Raw genomic sequence first — 14,875 nt, 5'->3', positions numbered from 1 at the left:
ACTTCGCTAAAGTCTCGCACATCCGCCGCATAAATCCAGAATGGAGGTGATGCAAATGGCAAAAAGCAAAACAGTTAAAGGCTTAACAGCAAAAGACAAAGAACTGATGACGCAAATGGCTCGCACTCATATTACTACTGCAGAACTTGCCAAGCGACATCTTGGCTACAACACAGATCGTTTCAAGCAGATGTGCGTTGCTCGCTTGATGACGAAGGAAACTTTAAATATCAATGGCAAATATACAACAGGTTATGTATTAACTCAAAAGGGCATCGATTTGATTCGCTCAGTAAATCCATCAATAAATCGTATTTATGGCGGTTCAAAAACTTACGCCAACCACGACTATGGATTAGCGGAGTTGTATTATAAATTTTACGATTACCGGAATAGCTGGCGTACTGAGTCCGACTTGGAGGGGAACAATCGTCCTGATGCCATAATCATAATTGATGGTGTAGAGACGGCTTTAGAATGTGTGACGTCAAATTATAAAGAGGCTGATATTATCGCTAAAGAACTGCATTGCCAATCAAAAGGATGGGAGTTGATCAAATATGCAATTAAGTAAGCTAACAGAGGTTAAAGTCCGAACAGATCTGGGTATCGATCCCCATATTGTTCTCGATTATGAATTGAAGTACCGACCTTATTTAGAATTAATGAAAGAGATATTTCACGGTTATATATCGTTTTATCATTTTGCAGAGTGTTTATCAAAATTATTAGGGACCACGCCAAGTGCGGCTAAATATGTTTATCGTAAAATGGTCTCGACAGATAAGATGGTTAATGGAAAATGGCTTAAAGAAAAACAGGTCGGTAAGTATAAGTTTGCCTATTTGAAATGGAAAGCAATTGTGTGTCTCACTAAAAGTAAAAATTATTGCGGAGATTATGATGAACCCTCAACTCGTCAAATTGTTCGCAGTTTATTATTAGGTGAACATCTTTTGAAATCCTTTTCGCCTGGGGAAAGTCTTAAGTACAGGAACATCTCTGTTGATATCATTGAAACACACCGTTCAACTGAACAAAAATATGCAAAAGTGATTGTTTTAGATATTACAAGTCGAAATTTCAAGGGATGGGAAACGGTTCTAGGGTTAATTCGGGACGAATATAAGGGGAAAATGAGAAGGGTAGATATCGATGTGCTCTGCTACTCACCAGGGCGGTTAAAAAGTTTGGAGAAGTGGTTAGATCATGATTGTATAAAGGAGTTCAAAGAAGATTACCGGGGCAAGATTTTTATAAAACCAGTCCTCTGTGATATTACAAAGTTTTTTAATGGCTCGGATCCAATCGTTTAATTCTTTTATGTATTAGACAAGGGATCAGGGTTAGACCCTATTGTAAGAATTAGGGGGAGTCAAATGTGGAAAAAGAAATGGGAAAATGCTACAATGAAGTAACGATAGTGTATACTGTAATTCGAATTTCCTAAAGCCATGTGCGTTGTTACCACCAAAAAAAAGTTTGGTAGGTGACAGTAGTCTATGGCTTTTTTTGTGTTGAATATAGGCAATACAGAAACAGTTTACTTCAAGGTGAAGGGAATACTTTATTTTCCATACGGATTGGGATTTGTAAATAAAATGCCATTGTAGATAAAAAATATGGAAGGACTGGTGTGCATGATGAAAATTCCAAATAGAATGCAGTCAAAAAAAGGATCTACAGGATCTAATTCTGAACTGGACACGAAAATTCCATCCATTGGTCTCAACGAAATAAATAATACAAAACGGGCTTTGCAAATTTTACATCAAACGCCGGAGGTGACTTCGTGGAGCATGAAATTTTCGTTAGGTATATTAACGAGTTGCAAACGTACTTGTTCGAGGATACAAAGTTACAAGATATAATCAAATCAGCCAAATTGAGTCACCGAAAAAATAGATTCCTTTCACTTTATGTCCTCAAAAATGAAAAAATATTTTATGAATTGTATTCAATGCAATCGGAGTATGGCTTGGAAGATATTTTTAGCAAGGTTTTGACCGCACTTTTTAACCAAGATCAGCATGCCAAACTTAAGCAACACTTCATTAGATGTCTTAATGTAAGGGAAGAGTTAGCCAAGGAATCTTCAACGCTATATCAAGTTAAGGAATTCAATAAGGACCTAGCAAATTTCGAAATATGGAGGCGGAAAGGGCAGTATGGGTAATCATGAGATTTTAAAAAAGGTAAAAGAACTTTTACTTGATGCTGATAGTTTAGTGAAGAAATTAACAGAAAACTTTGATCTCAATGAATCATTTGTCTATGATATTTATCAAATATCAAGAGATGAGATTGGCTTGAAAATCTGTATTAACCAAGAGTGCGTGGTTATTCCAAGTAGCGTTGACACTCAAGTTGTTTGTAAAAACGCCTTTAATATGCTGAAGACTGCGGAACTTATTCTTGAGCATGAAGAAGGCTTGCGAAAAACTCACCACCGGATGCTTTTAGAAAAAGTCTATACAATGGATCCGCTAATAAAGGAAGCCGCGGATACACTAGAGAGATTAGGTAAAGACCCCAAATTTGTCCTTCAGTATTATCAGAGAGAGGAAGAATTGAAAAGGCTTAAACGGCGAAGCGATATTCATGATCACGAGGAACAGTAAACAGTATAGGAGGAATACTAAAGATTTCTATTTTGGAGGTGCCTTATGCCAGTAAACTATTTTGGGAATCAACGAACCATTGCTTATAATCTCATTGTATTCATGAGATTAAAAGGGTGTTCGAGATTATCGCTTTCGAAGCTTTCAGGAATTGATCGCTCTGTAATTGACCAAATCTTAGGTGGAGAGAATACAAATGAATCGCTGTATAATTCACAAATTACCCAAATAAGTAAAACGTTCGAATTACCAAATGACTACTTCTTAAAAACACAAACTGATTTGATGCCACAACCCCCTTTAGCTCGTAAGAGGAATTCAATTGCTCAGGAGTATTTAGACGGATTAGATAATATCCTCGATATCTTTTCGATGTATGCGAAATAATTGAAGATGATTCGAAGAATTGAAAAGGAGAGCCGCAAATTCTGCTGGCTCTCCTTTTCAGTTTTTGATGCTTTGTTAATCACTCGTATCGTTATTAAATCGCCCCAATCTGACTAAGATATACAAAAACAAAAAAGAAAAAGAGCTTACCCCACCCAACCGCCAAGTTAGTGTATAGCAAGCTCTTCTCATCTAAGTTCTTATGTTTTCATAATATACGTTATGAGCAGAAAATATAATTGCTAAATCGGATTATGCAACTTGAGATAGATGAAAGAGAGATAGGCGTTGGGTTTGGTAAGTGTCCGAAGGAAGGAGACTTACTTTTTTCTAAAACTCAATAGTCTGTTTAAGAGCTTTCAGACGAAAAACCAAAAAACATCTGTGCTGAGGAGGATCACATAAAAATTAACCGTTCGCTTAACCAGCGAATTTACTGACCGTTAGATGGTGTCGTTCGGTTCCCAGATAGAAAATAAGTTTTCTTATCGGTGAGACCTGTCCCCGTTCTCGAAAGAGATAGGGGGGCGTCGTGATTGATCGTGGTGATCAGCTTGGTAATACGGGACCTGGGCAAGTAAGTTGAAAGGCTTAAAGCGACGAAACTGGAAACGGTTTGGGGTTAAATTCGACACGGATACAGCATGGGTGAAGGGGAATAGCATCATGTCTTCTTCCAGCCGTTCGATTAACCCCCCTCTTTGTAAAGTTATTGAATTGTTTTTCAAAACTTTACAAGGGGGGGGAGCGAGCCGTGTTCAACGGGATCCAAAGAATGGTTAATGGCTTCGCCGATGCAGAAAAAACTAAGAATGAAGCAACAAACAAATCGACGAAGAAGCCGAACACCAAATGACAAACGGCAAGCGAAGGGCAAAGCAAACAAACTCTAAAAATCAATAAATAAATACCTTGAGCATTATTCGACAGATTACATGCAGACGAACACTTGTTTTTATATTAAATTGCATGTATGTAACAAGATTGCATATAAGAGATAAGAACTGAAAACGCATAAATAAGGAGGTATTTTGTATGTATCAATTCTTAAACTACAAGCATGAAGACAGGTTCAATGATATTTGTAAAAGGGACAAAACACATTCTAATGATTATGAGAGGCAAGCTTTGTTTTTCATCATAGCTGGAAACGATTCGCTATTCAAAAACGTGGAACTACTATACGATTTTGAAGATAAATTCATAAAGCTTGAGGCTCTTGAGGAAGAATTTCTTACTGGTGGTACTCGTAGCTTGGTCTATTTAGCCTTCTCGCTTTATGGTTACGGTACATGCGGTGTTCGGCAATTGTTCACCCACCTTGATGATGTAAATAGTATACTCGCAATTGAGGCAATGAAATTTAGATTCCAAATCATAGACCAGTTGGACTATCGAGCATCATAACCACAATCTAGGCAAGCGACGCAGCTTGGTAGCACAGAAATATTTAAGGTCAGCTCTATTTATTGGTTTACACAGGGAACCCTTGTATATGCAGGGTTTCTTGTGTTATTGGACAGCTAATTCATACTTATTTTAAATATGGAGAAAAGAAGTGAAGTAGGGCAAGAAGAAAAATACCAAAAGGAAACCTATGTTTGCTTGAAAGATGAAACGAAACATGGTATTATTTCCGCTATTTCATATTTACCATAGACCTGGTATAATTTGATTTAACAAAACGATAGCGGGAGCAATATTGATGAAGTTTATAGATTTATTTGCAGGGGCGGGGGGGTTATCCGAGGGTTTTATTCGCCAAGGATTCGAACCAGTTGCACACGTTGAGATGGACTATTACGCCTCTCAGACACTCTTAACAAGAGCGGCGTACTATCATCTCCTTAATGAACATCAACTTGATAAGTACAACTCGTATCTGAAAAATGAAATCAGCAAGGATGAACTCCATTCCCTTTTGCCGGAAAGTATAAAAGAAACTGTAGTTAATATGGAAATCTCAGATGAAACGATAGATCACATTTTTGGTATCATTGATAAGAATTTAAGCAGGTTTGAGTCAGAAAAAGTGGATGTTCTTATCGGCGGTCCGCCTTGCCAAGCATATTCTTTGGTGGGGAGAGCACGGGACCCATATGGTAAGGAAAATGATATTAGGAACTACCTGTATAAGCAATACGTTAAATTCCTCCGAAAATACAATCCCGACATCTTTGTTTTTGAGAATGTACCGGGGATTTTAAGTGCTTCAAAAGGGGCACTTTTTGAAGATGTTAAAGACATAATGCGAGAAGCTGGTTATGAACTACAAGCAAAGGTACTGAATGCTTTTGACTATGGTGTGTTGCAACAGCGTAAGAGAGTCATATTAATTGGCTGGAATAGAGATTTAGATTACAAATATCCTGATTTTCAGACTGTTTTGCATAACTTTAGGGTCGAGGATTTGCTGTCAGATCTACCTCCGCTTCAACCAGGTGGAGAATCAAACTATTATGTTGCCCAACCTTCGGAATACCTCAGTTCTTTTGGATTGCGTCAAAACAGTGATATCCTTACACAGCATATAACACGGGTACACAATGAGAATGATCGCCGTATTTACAATCATGCAATAGACCTATGGAATAAAGAAGGTAAACGACTAAGATACACAGATTTACCTGCGGATCTAATTACGCACAAAAATCTTACCTCGTTCTTGGATAGGTTTAAAGTTGTTGGTTCGGATTTGCCTTTTTCACATACGGTTGTTTCGCATATTGCAAAAGATGGGCATTACTATATTCATCCTGACATAAAACAATTAAGATCTCTGTCAGTCAGGGAAGCCGCTAGGCTTCAATCCTTCCCTGACAATTTCTATTTTGAAGGTCCACGGACAGCAATTTTTACCCAGATCGGAAATGCCGTTCCCCCATTAATGGCGGAATCTATAGCTGAACGAGTAAAAGATATGTTAGAGAAAAAGTAGCTATCAGAGGGGCAAATCTGCCCCTCTTTTTCGTTGCCTATAGTCGACGAATTTTTATCCTTAAACGACAAGATCATGGTATATTATTACTATATAAGGGGTATTTGTTACCTACAAACGACTAGTAAATTCGGAGGCATCAAGACATGAAGAGGATAACTCTACCACCGTATGCTCCCTCATTATTCGAATCCATCCGTAGTATTGGTTATTCTCTTGAGTCAGCGATAGCTGATTTAATAGATAATAGTATTACTGCTGTAGCCTCAAATATTAACATAAGATTTTCGCCAAATGACCAACCCTATGTAGGAATACTTGATGATGGAATTGGAATGACATCTGACGAGTTAACTGAGGCGATGCGGCATGGTGGACTGAGGAGTCCTACAGCACAAAGATCTGAGAATGACTTGGGTAGATTTGGGTTGGGTTTAAAGACAGCTTCATTATCGCAATGTCGTCGTTTGACAGTAGCGAGTTTAAAGAACGGTGAACTTTCCGCAAGGTCATGGGATCTTGATGTAATTATCGATGCCGAAGAGTGGATCATGTTGGAACTTGATGATGATGAAATTATGGCATTGCCACTTATAGATGATCTATTACACCAGGAGTCCGGTACGTTAGTTATCTGGCAGGACCTTGATCGCATTAGTAGTGGTGAGGCTACAATTGAGAGAGCACTCGGGGATAAGATGGATACGACAAGGGAACACCTTTCACTTGTATTTCACCGTTACATCAACGGTGAACCGGGTATCAAAAAATTGAGAATTAAGTTAAATGGAAATCCACTTGAAGCAATAGACCCCTTTCTGGTTTCTCATCGAGCAACAGAACCAATGCCGGATGAAATCATACCAGTGGAAGGACATCTGGTAAAGGTAAAGCCTTACATTCTTCCTCATATCAGTAAGTTATCAAATAGTGAAAAAGCTTTGGCTGGTGGGGAGGAAGGGCTGAGAAAGAACCAAGGGTTTTATGTTTACAGAAACAAGCGTTTAATCATTTATGGGACATGGTTTAGGCTAATAAAGCAACAAGAACTGACTAAATTGGCTCGGGTCAAAGTTGACATTCCTAATACAATGGATCATTTGTGGACCATCGACATAAAAAAGTCTGTCGCCAGTCCACCTGAAACAGTAAGACATAGTTTGAAGCGAATTGTAGAACGTATCGCTGAGGGAAGTAGGAGGGTATATAAGTTCCGCGGCAGGAAAGTAAACGATGCGAGCTTAATTCATCTTTGGGAGCGTTTTAGAGGAAGGGAAGGAATATGGTATCAGATCAATCGAGAACACCCACTTATAGTTTCACTTTTAAACAAGATTGGGTCTGATGAAAAAGCTTGCCTAGAATTATTACTTAAATCAATTGAAGAGTTTTACCCATTCGATGCACTTTATGCTGATATGGCTTCGGATGAAACAATTAGGGTAGACCATGAAGATGAAGGAACATATGAAAACCTAAAGGCTCTTGCAAATATTCTTATACAATCGCTTGAATCAATTGAGGGCGGGGCAGAAAAGGTTATTAACCAATTGATAATTCTTGAACCATTTTGTAATTATCCGGATATCACGAAGCGAATTAGGGAGGAATTATTACATGGCTAGCGATAATGCCAATAACATAATCAATTCGGTATTGATGGCTTATGAAGCTTCTGTGCCTTCTGCTGATGAAATAAGAGACTTAGCTAGCAAGTTGAGGCTGGCATATAGTGTGAGTGATGAAGATTTTGAATATGCCATTAGGATCATACATTCGCGTAGACCACATACAATGGACCTCGGATCTGCCGTTGTGGCTGAGGATCATAAACCTTGGTATTTCGCTAATAAGCCTGATATCACTCCATACTACTGGGATAGGTATAGTAGATATCTTATTAAGCAAGGATGGACCCCAACTGTTACAAGACAACTTGATAGAGTTACAGATAAAATTATGGACTTGATGGAGAACCCCAAAAAAGAAGGTAAGTGGAAACGGAGAGGGCTGGTCATGGGGGATGTCCAGTCCGGGAAAACTTCGACTTACACAGCACTTTGCTGTAAGGGAGCCGATGCCGGTTATAAGTTGATTATCCTATTGACTGGTACACTTGAGAATTTACGTAAACAAACCCAGGAAAGATTAGATGCTGGATTTATAGGTCGCGATAGTTCCGGATTGCTGGCTCAACAAAAACAAAACAGGCTTATCGGGACTGGGTTAATCGATAGTAATCGATACCCTGGTGTGTTCACGTCGGTAAAAAATGATTTTAAGAGTGACCTAGCGACTCAGTTTGGCTTTAAGGTGGATGCCCATAACGAACCGATATTGGTTGTAGTGAAAAAGCATAAAAAAATTCTTGAAAACTTAGAGAACTGGCTACATGATCACAATGCAAACCCCGCTACTGGCTTAATTGATACACCTTTATTATTAATCGACGATGAAGCAGATAACGCATCAGTCGACACGACCCCTGAAGGTGAAAAACCTACCGCTATTAACAGTGGAATTAGATCGTTACTGAAACTTTTCACTCGATCAACGTATGTTGGATTTACAGCCACCCCTTTTGCCAATATCTTTATTGATCCAGATACTGAGCATAGTATGTTAGAGGATGATTTATTTCCTAGAGACTTTATATACTCATTAGATCCGCCTTCTAATTACATTGGTGCTGAAGCCATTTTCGGATATAAAGGTAAATATGCCTCTTGTCTCAAAACAATAGATGATGCAGACGATTGGATTCCAATGCCACATAAGTCTTCACATAGGGTTGAGGATTTAACGGAAAGTTTGGAATGGGCTATCTATTGTTTTATTCTGGCTAATACCATTCGTGATTTACGAAATGAAGGGGCAACACACCGATCAATGTTGGTTAACGTAAGCCGCTATACTGATGTTCAAGAGGATGTTGCTGAAAAAATAGATGATCAACTAAGAAAAGTCCAACAAGATATACGTAACTACAGTCAACTTCCTGCAAAAGAAGCTAGGCTGAATGGTACCATTTCAATGTTGGAGAGGGTTTGGAAAAAGGAATACTCAAATGCGGGGCCTACTTGGGATGAAGTTAGGGTACGTTTATTAAAAGCCAGTTTACCTATAAATGTCATGACGGTAAATCAGAGGCGTAAAAAGGGGAAGGCAACCCTTGATTATAAGTTACATAAAGATGATGGATTGCGAGTAATTGCAGTGGGTGGAAATAGCCTATCAAGGGGATTAACTCTTGAGGGGTTATGTGTAAGTTACTTCTATAGAAATTCCCAAGCATACGATACCTTAATGCAAATGGGTAGATGGTTTGGGTACCGTGAAGATTACGAGGATTTATGCAGAGTTTGGATGACAGATGAAGCTATCCAGTGGTACAAACATATTTCCTTATCAACTTCTGAATTGCGTGACGAGGTCAAAAAAATGGACTTTGATGGTTTAACGCCAATGGATTTTGGCTTAAAGGTCCGGGCACATCCAGACTCCGTAATTGTTTCGATAAGGAATCTAATTGTAACTGCAAGGAATAAGATGCGTACAGCAAAGACAGTTGAACGATTAGTTTCCTTAAGTGAACAAGGTCCTGAAACCCCACGACTTCATACTGATCCGGCGGTTATTAAAGCAAATGCAAAAGCGGTCGAACGATTTATAGTCAAGCTCAGGGAGAACGGTTTCGTAAATCAGGATTCAGAGTATGGCGAAGGAGTTATCTGGCGGGGAGTACCTAAAAAATATATTGTAGAACTACTTCAAGAGTTTAAAGTGCACTCTTTAAATTTTAACTTTCAAAGTGAGAATATTGCATCATTTTTGGAACGTACTGACGAGAGTAAGCTTCAAGTATGGGATATAGTGATACCGAGTGGTAGTATCGATGTCGAAAAGCCCTTTGCGGGAGTTAAGTATAGTGCCCAGAAAAGAACCGTTGTTTTGCGGGGAAGGGGAAAATTTATCGTTGTTGCTGGTGCTAGTGCAAGGGTGGGTTCACGTGGGGGTGAAAAGGAAGGAATACATCCAGAAGTAGTTGGAAAAATTCAGAAAGAACATAAGAATCCATCGGATAAAATGTATAGGGCAGTAAGACCACGCCCACTTCTTATTCTACACTTCATTGAAGCGATAAAAGGGTGGGTCAATGAAACTTCAGACCCAATGATTGCCCTAGGTCTGAGCTTTCCAAAGTTTGATGACTCAGGTCAAGAAAAGAAAGTAACCTACAAAGTTAATGTTGTAGAATGGAGAAACATGTTTGAGGAAGAACTCGATGATGATGCTGGTGAGGATGAGGAGTTGGGTGAATAGTGGCTAAAACAATCGACGAGCTTTGGGAAAGCCTACATCCAACGGGCGAGCCATTATATATTAGAATCGATGAGACACATCCACTAGATCTTTATATCGGCATCGATATGACGGGTGAGCGATTACTGATCTTGCTTTCGGAAAATGAACCACCTCAGTATCCACAAGGGCAGTCTATAACGATATCTGTTCTAAAAAGAAATGATGGTAAATGGTCAGTTGTTTTTAAATTAGTTCGTGCTGAGTTGAAAAAAATATTTAGTCAATTGTGCGAGGATTTAATTGAATCAAGCAGGGAATGTTTCGACACAACAAAGGGAGCATCTTTTCTTCTAAGCCGTTATATGAGATGGAAGAAGCTTTTGGAACGTGGCGTAATAAACACTCTTGATGAACAAAGTTTACGTGGGTTGGTGGGAGAGTTATTATTCCTTGAAAAGCTGATACCTCAATACGGTCAAATCAAAAGTATACAGTCTTGGCTTGGACCGTCAGGAGCAGATCAAGATTTTCGTTTAGCAGAAAAATGGTTTGAGGTTAAAACAATAAGACCTGGTGCTCAAAGTGTCTCAATTTCCTCTGTAGAGCAATTGTACTTACCGAATTATTCCGGCGAACTCGTAGTTGTTTTCTTAGATAAAGCAAGTCCTAATGAACATGGGTGTTTTAATCCATTAGAACTTGCTAATCGTTTACGTGAGCAAATCTCTGCAGACAAACAAGCTTTAGACCTTTTTGATAGTATTTTAGAGACATTTGGATTTGAACTTCTGGATGAATATAAGCAGTTTCACTTTGTGTTAAGGGGCTTACGTCATTACGAAGTACATGAGGGTTTTCCGATGATTAAGAGGGATGAAATTCATCCAGGTGTTTTAAACGTTAAATATGAAATAAGCCTTTCAAGCTTGTCATCTTTTGAAAAACTCATGTCGGGGGATTTTTAGATGGAGCTGACGGAGTTTCAAAAGGAATTTATCGAAAATGTCAAATCAACTGCCGCGGCAGAAGGTGACTTCGAAAAATCCGCTTTTGTAAATGAGTGTGCAAAAAAACTAATAGAGGCAGAAGAACTTGATGAGTTTGAGCCTTGTTATTACGAAGGCACTGGCCGAAGGAATAGAAGGCTAATGGTTCACGGATATTCTTTTGATGAAGTAGATGAATCGGTAAAACTCGTTATTTCAAATTATGTGGGAACGGAAGAACTCGAAACGCTTACGCAAACTGATCTAACCAAACTCTTTGAGCGACTTACCGCGTTTGCAGAAGAGGCAGTAAGAGGACAATTACATCCAGAGGTAGATGAAAGCTCGCCGTGCTTTGGATTGGCTTATGAGATCTATCGTAGACGGGAAGAGATACGATACTTTAAGTTTTATTTGGTCACTGACCAAATTTTAAGTAATAGGGTAAAAGATATCCCCGAGGGAAATATCTCGGGGATACGGATTGAATACAGTGTATGGGACATTGCAAGGTTTCATAGGGTACACGAATCGAAAGCAGGAAAAGACCCGCTTTTTATTGATTTCATGCAGTATACCGGAAAAGATGTCTATTGTCTTCGAGCCGGAGAGAAACAAGGTGAATATCAAGCTTATCTGTGTATGATTCCAGGCGAAGTGGTTGCTAAAATATATGATCGTTTCGGAAGTCGATTGCTTGAAGGAAATGTACGTTCCTTCCTAAGTACAAAGGTTAAGGTTAATAAAGGAATAAGATATACTATACTTAATGAGCCTGAAATGTTTTTTGCTTATAATAATGGTATTTCGGCTACAGCAACAGATGCGATATTTAATCAGACAGAACATGGTTTACAACTTGTGTCGGCAAGTGATTTACAGATAGTTAATGGTGGGCAGACTACTGCTTCACTACTTATGGCTACAATAAAGGACAAAGCAGATCTGTCTAATGTTTTCGTACAAATGAAACTGTCAGTTGTAAGTTCAACCACTGCTGATACGGTAATTCCACTGATTGCCCGATATGCGAATAGTCAAAATAACATTAACGATGCTGATTTCTTTGCGAACCATCCTTTCCACGTAAGAATTGAAGGATTCTCAAGAAGTAAGTTTGCACCAGCAGTCGGTGTAGCCCAATATGGGACGTATTGGTTTTATGAAAGAGCAAGGGGGCAGTACCTTAACGAACAATCTAAAATGACATCTTCAGAGAAAAAGAAGTTCGTACTTCAAAATCCCCGAAATCAGCTCATAACAAAAACAGATCTGGGTAAGTACCACTTTTCATGGGAAGGCTATCCTCACATAGTTAGCCTGGGACCACAGAAAAACTTTAAACACTATGCTGAATGGATAACAAAGAAGTGGAATGAATCGGACTTAGTGTTCAATGAAGATTTTTTTAGGAACTGCGTTACTTATGCAGTAATGTTCAAACGAACAGAAAAACTTGTGTCCGACCAACCATGGTATCAAAACAACTTCCGACCTAATATTGTTACCTACACAGTAGCAATGCTTTCTCACTTTATCCAGAGGGATTTCCCTGGTTTTGCTCTCGATCTGAAGGTAATATGGAATCGACAGGAAGTGCCGGATATAGTGGTGAAACAACTGGAGGTAATCTCTAAAGCGGTATTCGATGTGATCATGAATCCTGAAATGGGAATTCAGATTATAACAGAGTGGTGCAAAAAGCCAAGATGTTGGGATCGGATCAAGCTCTTAGACATTGAACCTGTACGAAGTTTTGAGACATGTTTAGTTAGCTTGTCTGAAGTAAAGAAAGTTGAGAAGCAATCAAGAAATCAACAGAAGGTTGATAATGGTATAGGTGCCCAAGTTAGGGTTGTAAACCTAGGTGCGGGCTATTGGGAAAGGCTAAGAAAGTTTGCCAAACAAAATAACTTGGTTTCAGTTGATGAGGATAAACTACTCAATTTGGCTAGCAAGATGTCTTCAGGCGTTATGCCTACTGATAAACAATGCTTGCGGCTATTAGTGATAAGTGACAGGCTAACTGAAGAAGGTTTTGTCTTGCAGGCTGTCGAATAATGTTGATTACAATGGCTTGAAAGGAGTCTTTATGTTCCTTTGTGAATGTGGTGGTGTACTCTTGGTAAAGAATGTGAGTAAATATCCAGAAGGACTAAGCTCCGATGAGAAAATGGAGTATATGCGTAAATGCACGGTCGAATGTGTCGATTGTAAAAAGATTTACGAAGACAAAAAGTATGATTAAGTAGAAAAGCACCTTGCCGAAGTTTCGGTAAGGTGCTTTTCAAATGTTAGTTCCCCAACTGATGTAAAACAGTTCGGAGATAGTTTAGAGCACCTCTTAAAATAATATCTTTCATTTCGACTTTTGTAATATCTATGGTATAGGTATCTAAGTTTCCCTCACCCATTGTATAGGTTGAAAGAAAAGATGTTTTTTCTGTAGGTACTATAACAATGTTGCTGTCTTTATTCTCCGGAAAGGTAAACATCCAGTAGATGCCTTCGTGGGCGAGCATATTTCTTACTGTGTTAAATAGAAATTACATGGCGAAGGCCAGACACTGATGAAATCAATGGGCTGTCAGCCGCGGTTTGCCGCATTAAATACATATGTATAAAATACGGGTTTTGTGAAGAAGTCATACTGTTTCGAAAAGCGCATCCCATTCTTCCGGATGCGCTTTTTTTCGCTTTTACCGCTTACCATAAACATAATCATTCAATATACTGCCCCAGATCGCATAACCTTTGTCATTCGGATGCACATTGTCCGGCAGCAGCTCGGCCAGCGTCAAGTTGGATTTTTTTATTTCGTCCAAGAACGGATGATAAATATCAAAATAAGTCCAGCCGTTTTGCTTGATGAATTCGCCGGCCTGATTCACATAATCTTCGTATGTAAGTCCAAGCTTGTTCGGGTACGGCTTGTTGATCGGATTTGCAGATGTCAATATGATTCGCGTGTTCGGCATCTGCGTCTGCATCTGTTTGACGATCTCCAGGATGTTGCTTTTGGTTTGTTCAATCGGTATGTTAGTTCCATAATCGTTGATCAGACACGTTTCAAAAAATACGAAATCCAAATTTTGCTTGGCGATCACGCTTACTTTATTTTCCTTAAGAATGCCGCTAGTCGAATAACCGCCGAATCCCGTATTCTCATAGCTGAGTCTGCCGGCGCCCAAATCCTTGGACAGCCGTTCATGCACCAAATAGGACCAGGTTTTGTCCGGTCCGGATGAGCCGGCGCCCACGGTGACACTGCTGCCCAGGGTGCCGAATATCACCTTCTGGCCCTGGGACGCTTTGACCAGTCCCTTTGTGAATTGATACAGCGATTCCTTCTCCCGCTTCGCCTTGATGAGCTCCTGCTGTCCCCATGCCGCTGCTGTTTGCTGTACTGCAGTCAGGGTCTGACTAGTCCCTGCGGTCTCTGTATGCCCTGCTGCTTGCCCGCTCGGATCAGCAGCCAGCAGAAGCATGAGAAGCCATGGTAACATTTCTTTATTTCTCTCCTTTCTCATTAAGCCTTCTTTATAATTAGAGGCGATCCCACTTGGTATAGTACAACAGTTCAGGTACTTCTTGCAAAATAATTCTACAAAACCCGACGTATTTGTTAATTATTGTAA

11 protein-coding genes are annotated in these 14,875 nt (G+C 39.4%); 10 read left to right on the top strand and 1 reads right to left on the bottom strand.

All coding sequences use genetic code 11. The features are described from left to right. The first annotated feature begins 55 nt into the window (after nt 1-55). The 10 genes from ACP26L_RS17670 (at nt 56) to ACP26L_RS17625 (ending at nt 13,298) form a co-directional block, all read left to right on the top strand. Complete coding sequence (locus ACP26L_RS17670; protein WP_426454486.1) at nt 56-574, top strand: hypothetical protein; 519 nt, start codon at nt 56-58, stop codon at nt 572-574. Further along, nucleotides 561-1,316: a hypothetical protein gene (locus tag ACP26L_RS17665; RefSeq protein WP_426454484.1), complete on the top strand. Its 756-nt coding sequence runs from the start codon at nt 561-563 to the stop codon at nt 1,314-1,316. Before ACP26L_RS17670 ends, ACP26L_RS17665 begins: the two co-directional genes overlap by 14 nt. A gap of 852 nt (nt 1,317-2,168) precedes the next feature. Beyond that, nucleotides 2,169-2,621 (top strand): hypothetical protein, encoded by a 453-nt coding sequence (locus ACP26L_RS17660; protein ID WP_426454482.1) that lies wholly within the window; start codon nt 2,169-2,171, stop codon nt 2,619-2,621. 45 nt (nt 2,622-2,666) lie between these two features. After that, nucleotides 2,667-3,008 (top strand): hypothetical protein, encoded by a 342-nt coding sequence (locus tag ACP26L_RS17655; RefSeq protein WP_426454481.1) that lies wholly within the window; start codon nt 2,667-2,669, stop codon nt 3,006-3,008. A gap of 1,035 nt (nt 3,009-4,043) precedes the next feature. Beyond that, the gene (locus tag ACP26L_RS17650; RefSeq protein ID WP_426454479.1) at nt 4,044-4,415 is read left to right on the top strand and encodes a DUF6075 family protein; all 372 of its coding nucleotides are present in this window, start codon (nt 4,044-4,046) and stop codon (nt 4,413-4,415) included. Nucleotides 4,416-4,713: 298 nt separating this feature from the next. Continuing rightward, on the top strand, nt 4,714-5,946 hold the full coding sequence (locus ACP26L_RS17645) for a DNA cytosine methyltransferase (RefSeq protein ID WP_426454478.1): 1,233 nt from the start codon (nt 4,714-4,716) through the stop codon (nt 5,944-5,946). A gap of 146 nt (nt 5,947-6,092) precedes the next feature. After that, complete coding sequence (locus ACP26L_RS17640) at nt 6,093-7,571, top strand: ATP-binding protein (RefSeq protein ID WP_426454476.1); 1,479 nt, start codon at nt 6,093-6,095, stop codon at nt 7,569-7,571. Continuing rightward, nucleotides 7,564-10,269, top strand: coding sequence for a Z1 domain-containing protein (locus ACP26L_RS17635; protein ID WP_426454474.1), 2,706 nt, complete (start codon nt 7,564-7,566; stop codon nt 10,267-10,269). The genes ACP26L_RS17640 and ACP26L_RS17635 overlap by 8 nt, the downstream gene beginning before the upstream one ends. Continuing rightward, nucleotides 10,269-11,216: a PD-(D/E)XK motif protein gene (locus ACP26L_RS17630; RefSeq protein WP_426454473.1), complete on the top strand. Its 948-nt coding sequence runs from the start codon at nt 10,269-10,271 to the stop codon at nt 11,214-11,216. Before ACP26L_RS17635 ends, ACP26L_RS17630 begins: the two co-directional genes overlap by 1 nt. Beyond that, entirely contained in the window at nt 11,217-13,298 is a 2,082-nt protein-coding gene (locus ACP26L_RS17625; RefSeq protein ID WP_426454471.1) for an AIPR family protein, read from the top strand. It abuts the gene before it with no gap. A 638-nt stretch (nt 13,299-13,936) separates the two neighbouring features. Here the strand turns inward: ACP26L_RS17625 and ACP26L_RS17620 are convergent. Next, complete coding sequence (locus tag ACP26L_RS17620) at nt 13,937-14,743, bottom strand: SGNH/GDSL hydrolase family protein (protein WP_426454469.1); 807 nt, start codon at nt 14,741-14,743, stop codon at nt 13,937-13,939. Nucleotides 14,744-14,875: the final 132 nt, after the last annotated feature.

The organism is Paenibacillus sp. S-38, from assembly GCF_049942825.1.
In the GTDB taxonomy this organism is placed as follows: Bacteria; Bacillota; Bacilli; order Paenibacillales; family NBRC-103111; genus Paenibacillus_G.
Note: the sequence above shows the minus strand (reverse complement) of the source record. Positions and strands in the feature narration are given on the sequence as shown.

Excerpts from the sequence above, each read along its gene's own strand:
- ACP26L_RS17620 (WP_426454469.1), bottom strand. The coding sequence starts at position 14,743 with ATGTTACCATGGCTTCTCATGCTTCTGCTGGCTGCTGATCCGAGCGGG.
- ACP26L_RS17650 (WP_426454479.1), top strand. The coding sequence starts at position 4,044 with ATGTATCAATTCTTAAACTACAAGCATGAAGACAGGTTCAATGATATT.
- ACP26L_RS17645 (WP_426454478.1), top strand. The coding sequence starts at position 4,714 with ATGAAGTTTATAGATTTATTTGCAGGGGCGGGGGGGTTATCCGAGGGT.
- ACP26L_RS17655 (WP_426454481.1), top strand. The coding sequence starts at position 2,667 with ATGCCAGTAAACTATTTTGGGAATCAACGAACCATTGCTTATAATCTC.
- ACP26L_RS17635 (WP_426454474.1), top strand. The coding sequence starts at position 7,564 with ATGGCTAGCGATAATGCCAATAACATAATCAATTCGGTATTGATGGCT.
- ACP26L_RS17660 (WP_426454482.1), top strand. The coding sequence starts at position 2,169 with ATGGGTAATCATGAGATTTTAAAAAAGGTAAAAGAACTTTTACTTGAT.
- ACP26L_RS17640 (WP_426454476.1), top strand. The coding sequence starts at position 6,093 with ATGAAGAGGATAACTCTACCACCGTATGCTCCCTCATTATTCGAATCC.
- ACP26L_RS17625 (WP_426454471.1), top strand. The coding sequence starts at position 11,217 with ATGGAGCTGACGGAGTTTCAAAAGGAATTTATCGAAAATGTCAAATCA.
- ACP26L_RS17665 (WP_426454484.1), top strand. The coding sequence starts at position 561 with ATGCAATTAAGTAAGCTAACAGAGGTTAAAGTCCGAACAGATCTGGGT.
- ACP26L_RS17670 (WP_426454486.1), top strand. The coding sequence starts at position 56 with ATGGCAAAAAGCAAAACAGTTAAAGGCTTAACAGCAAAAGACAAAGAA.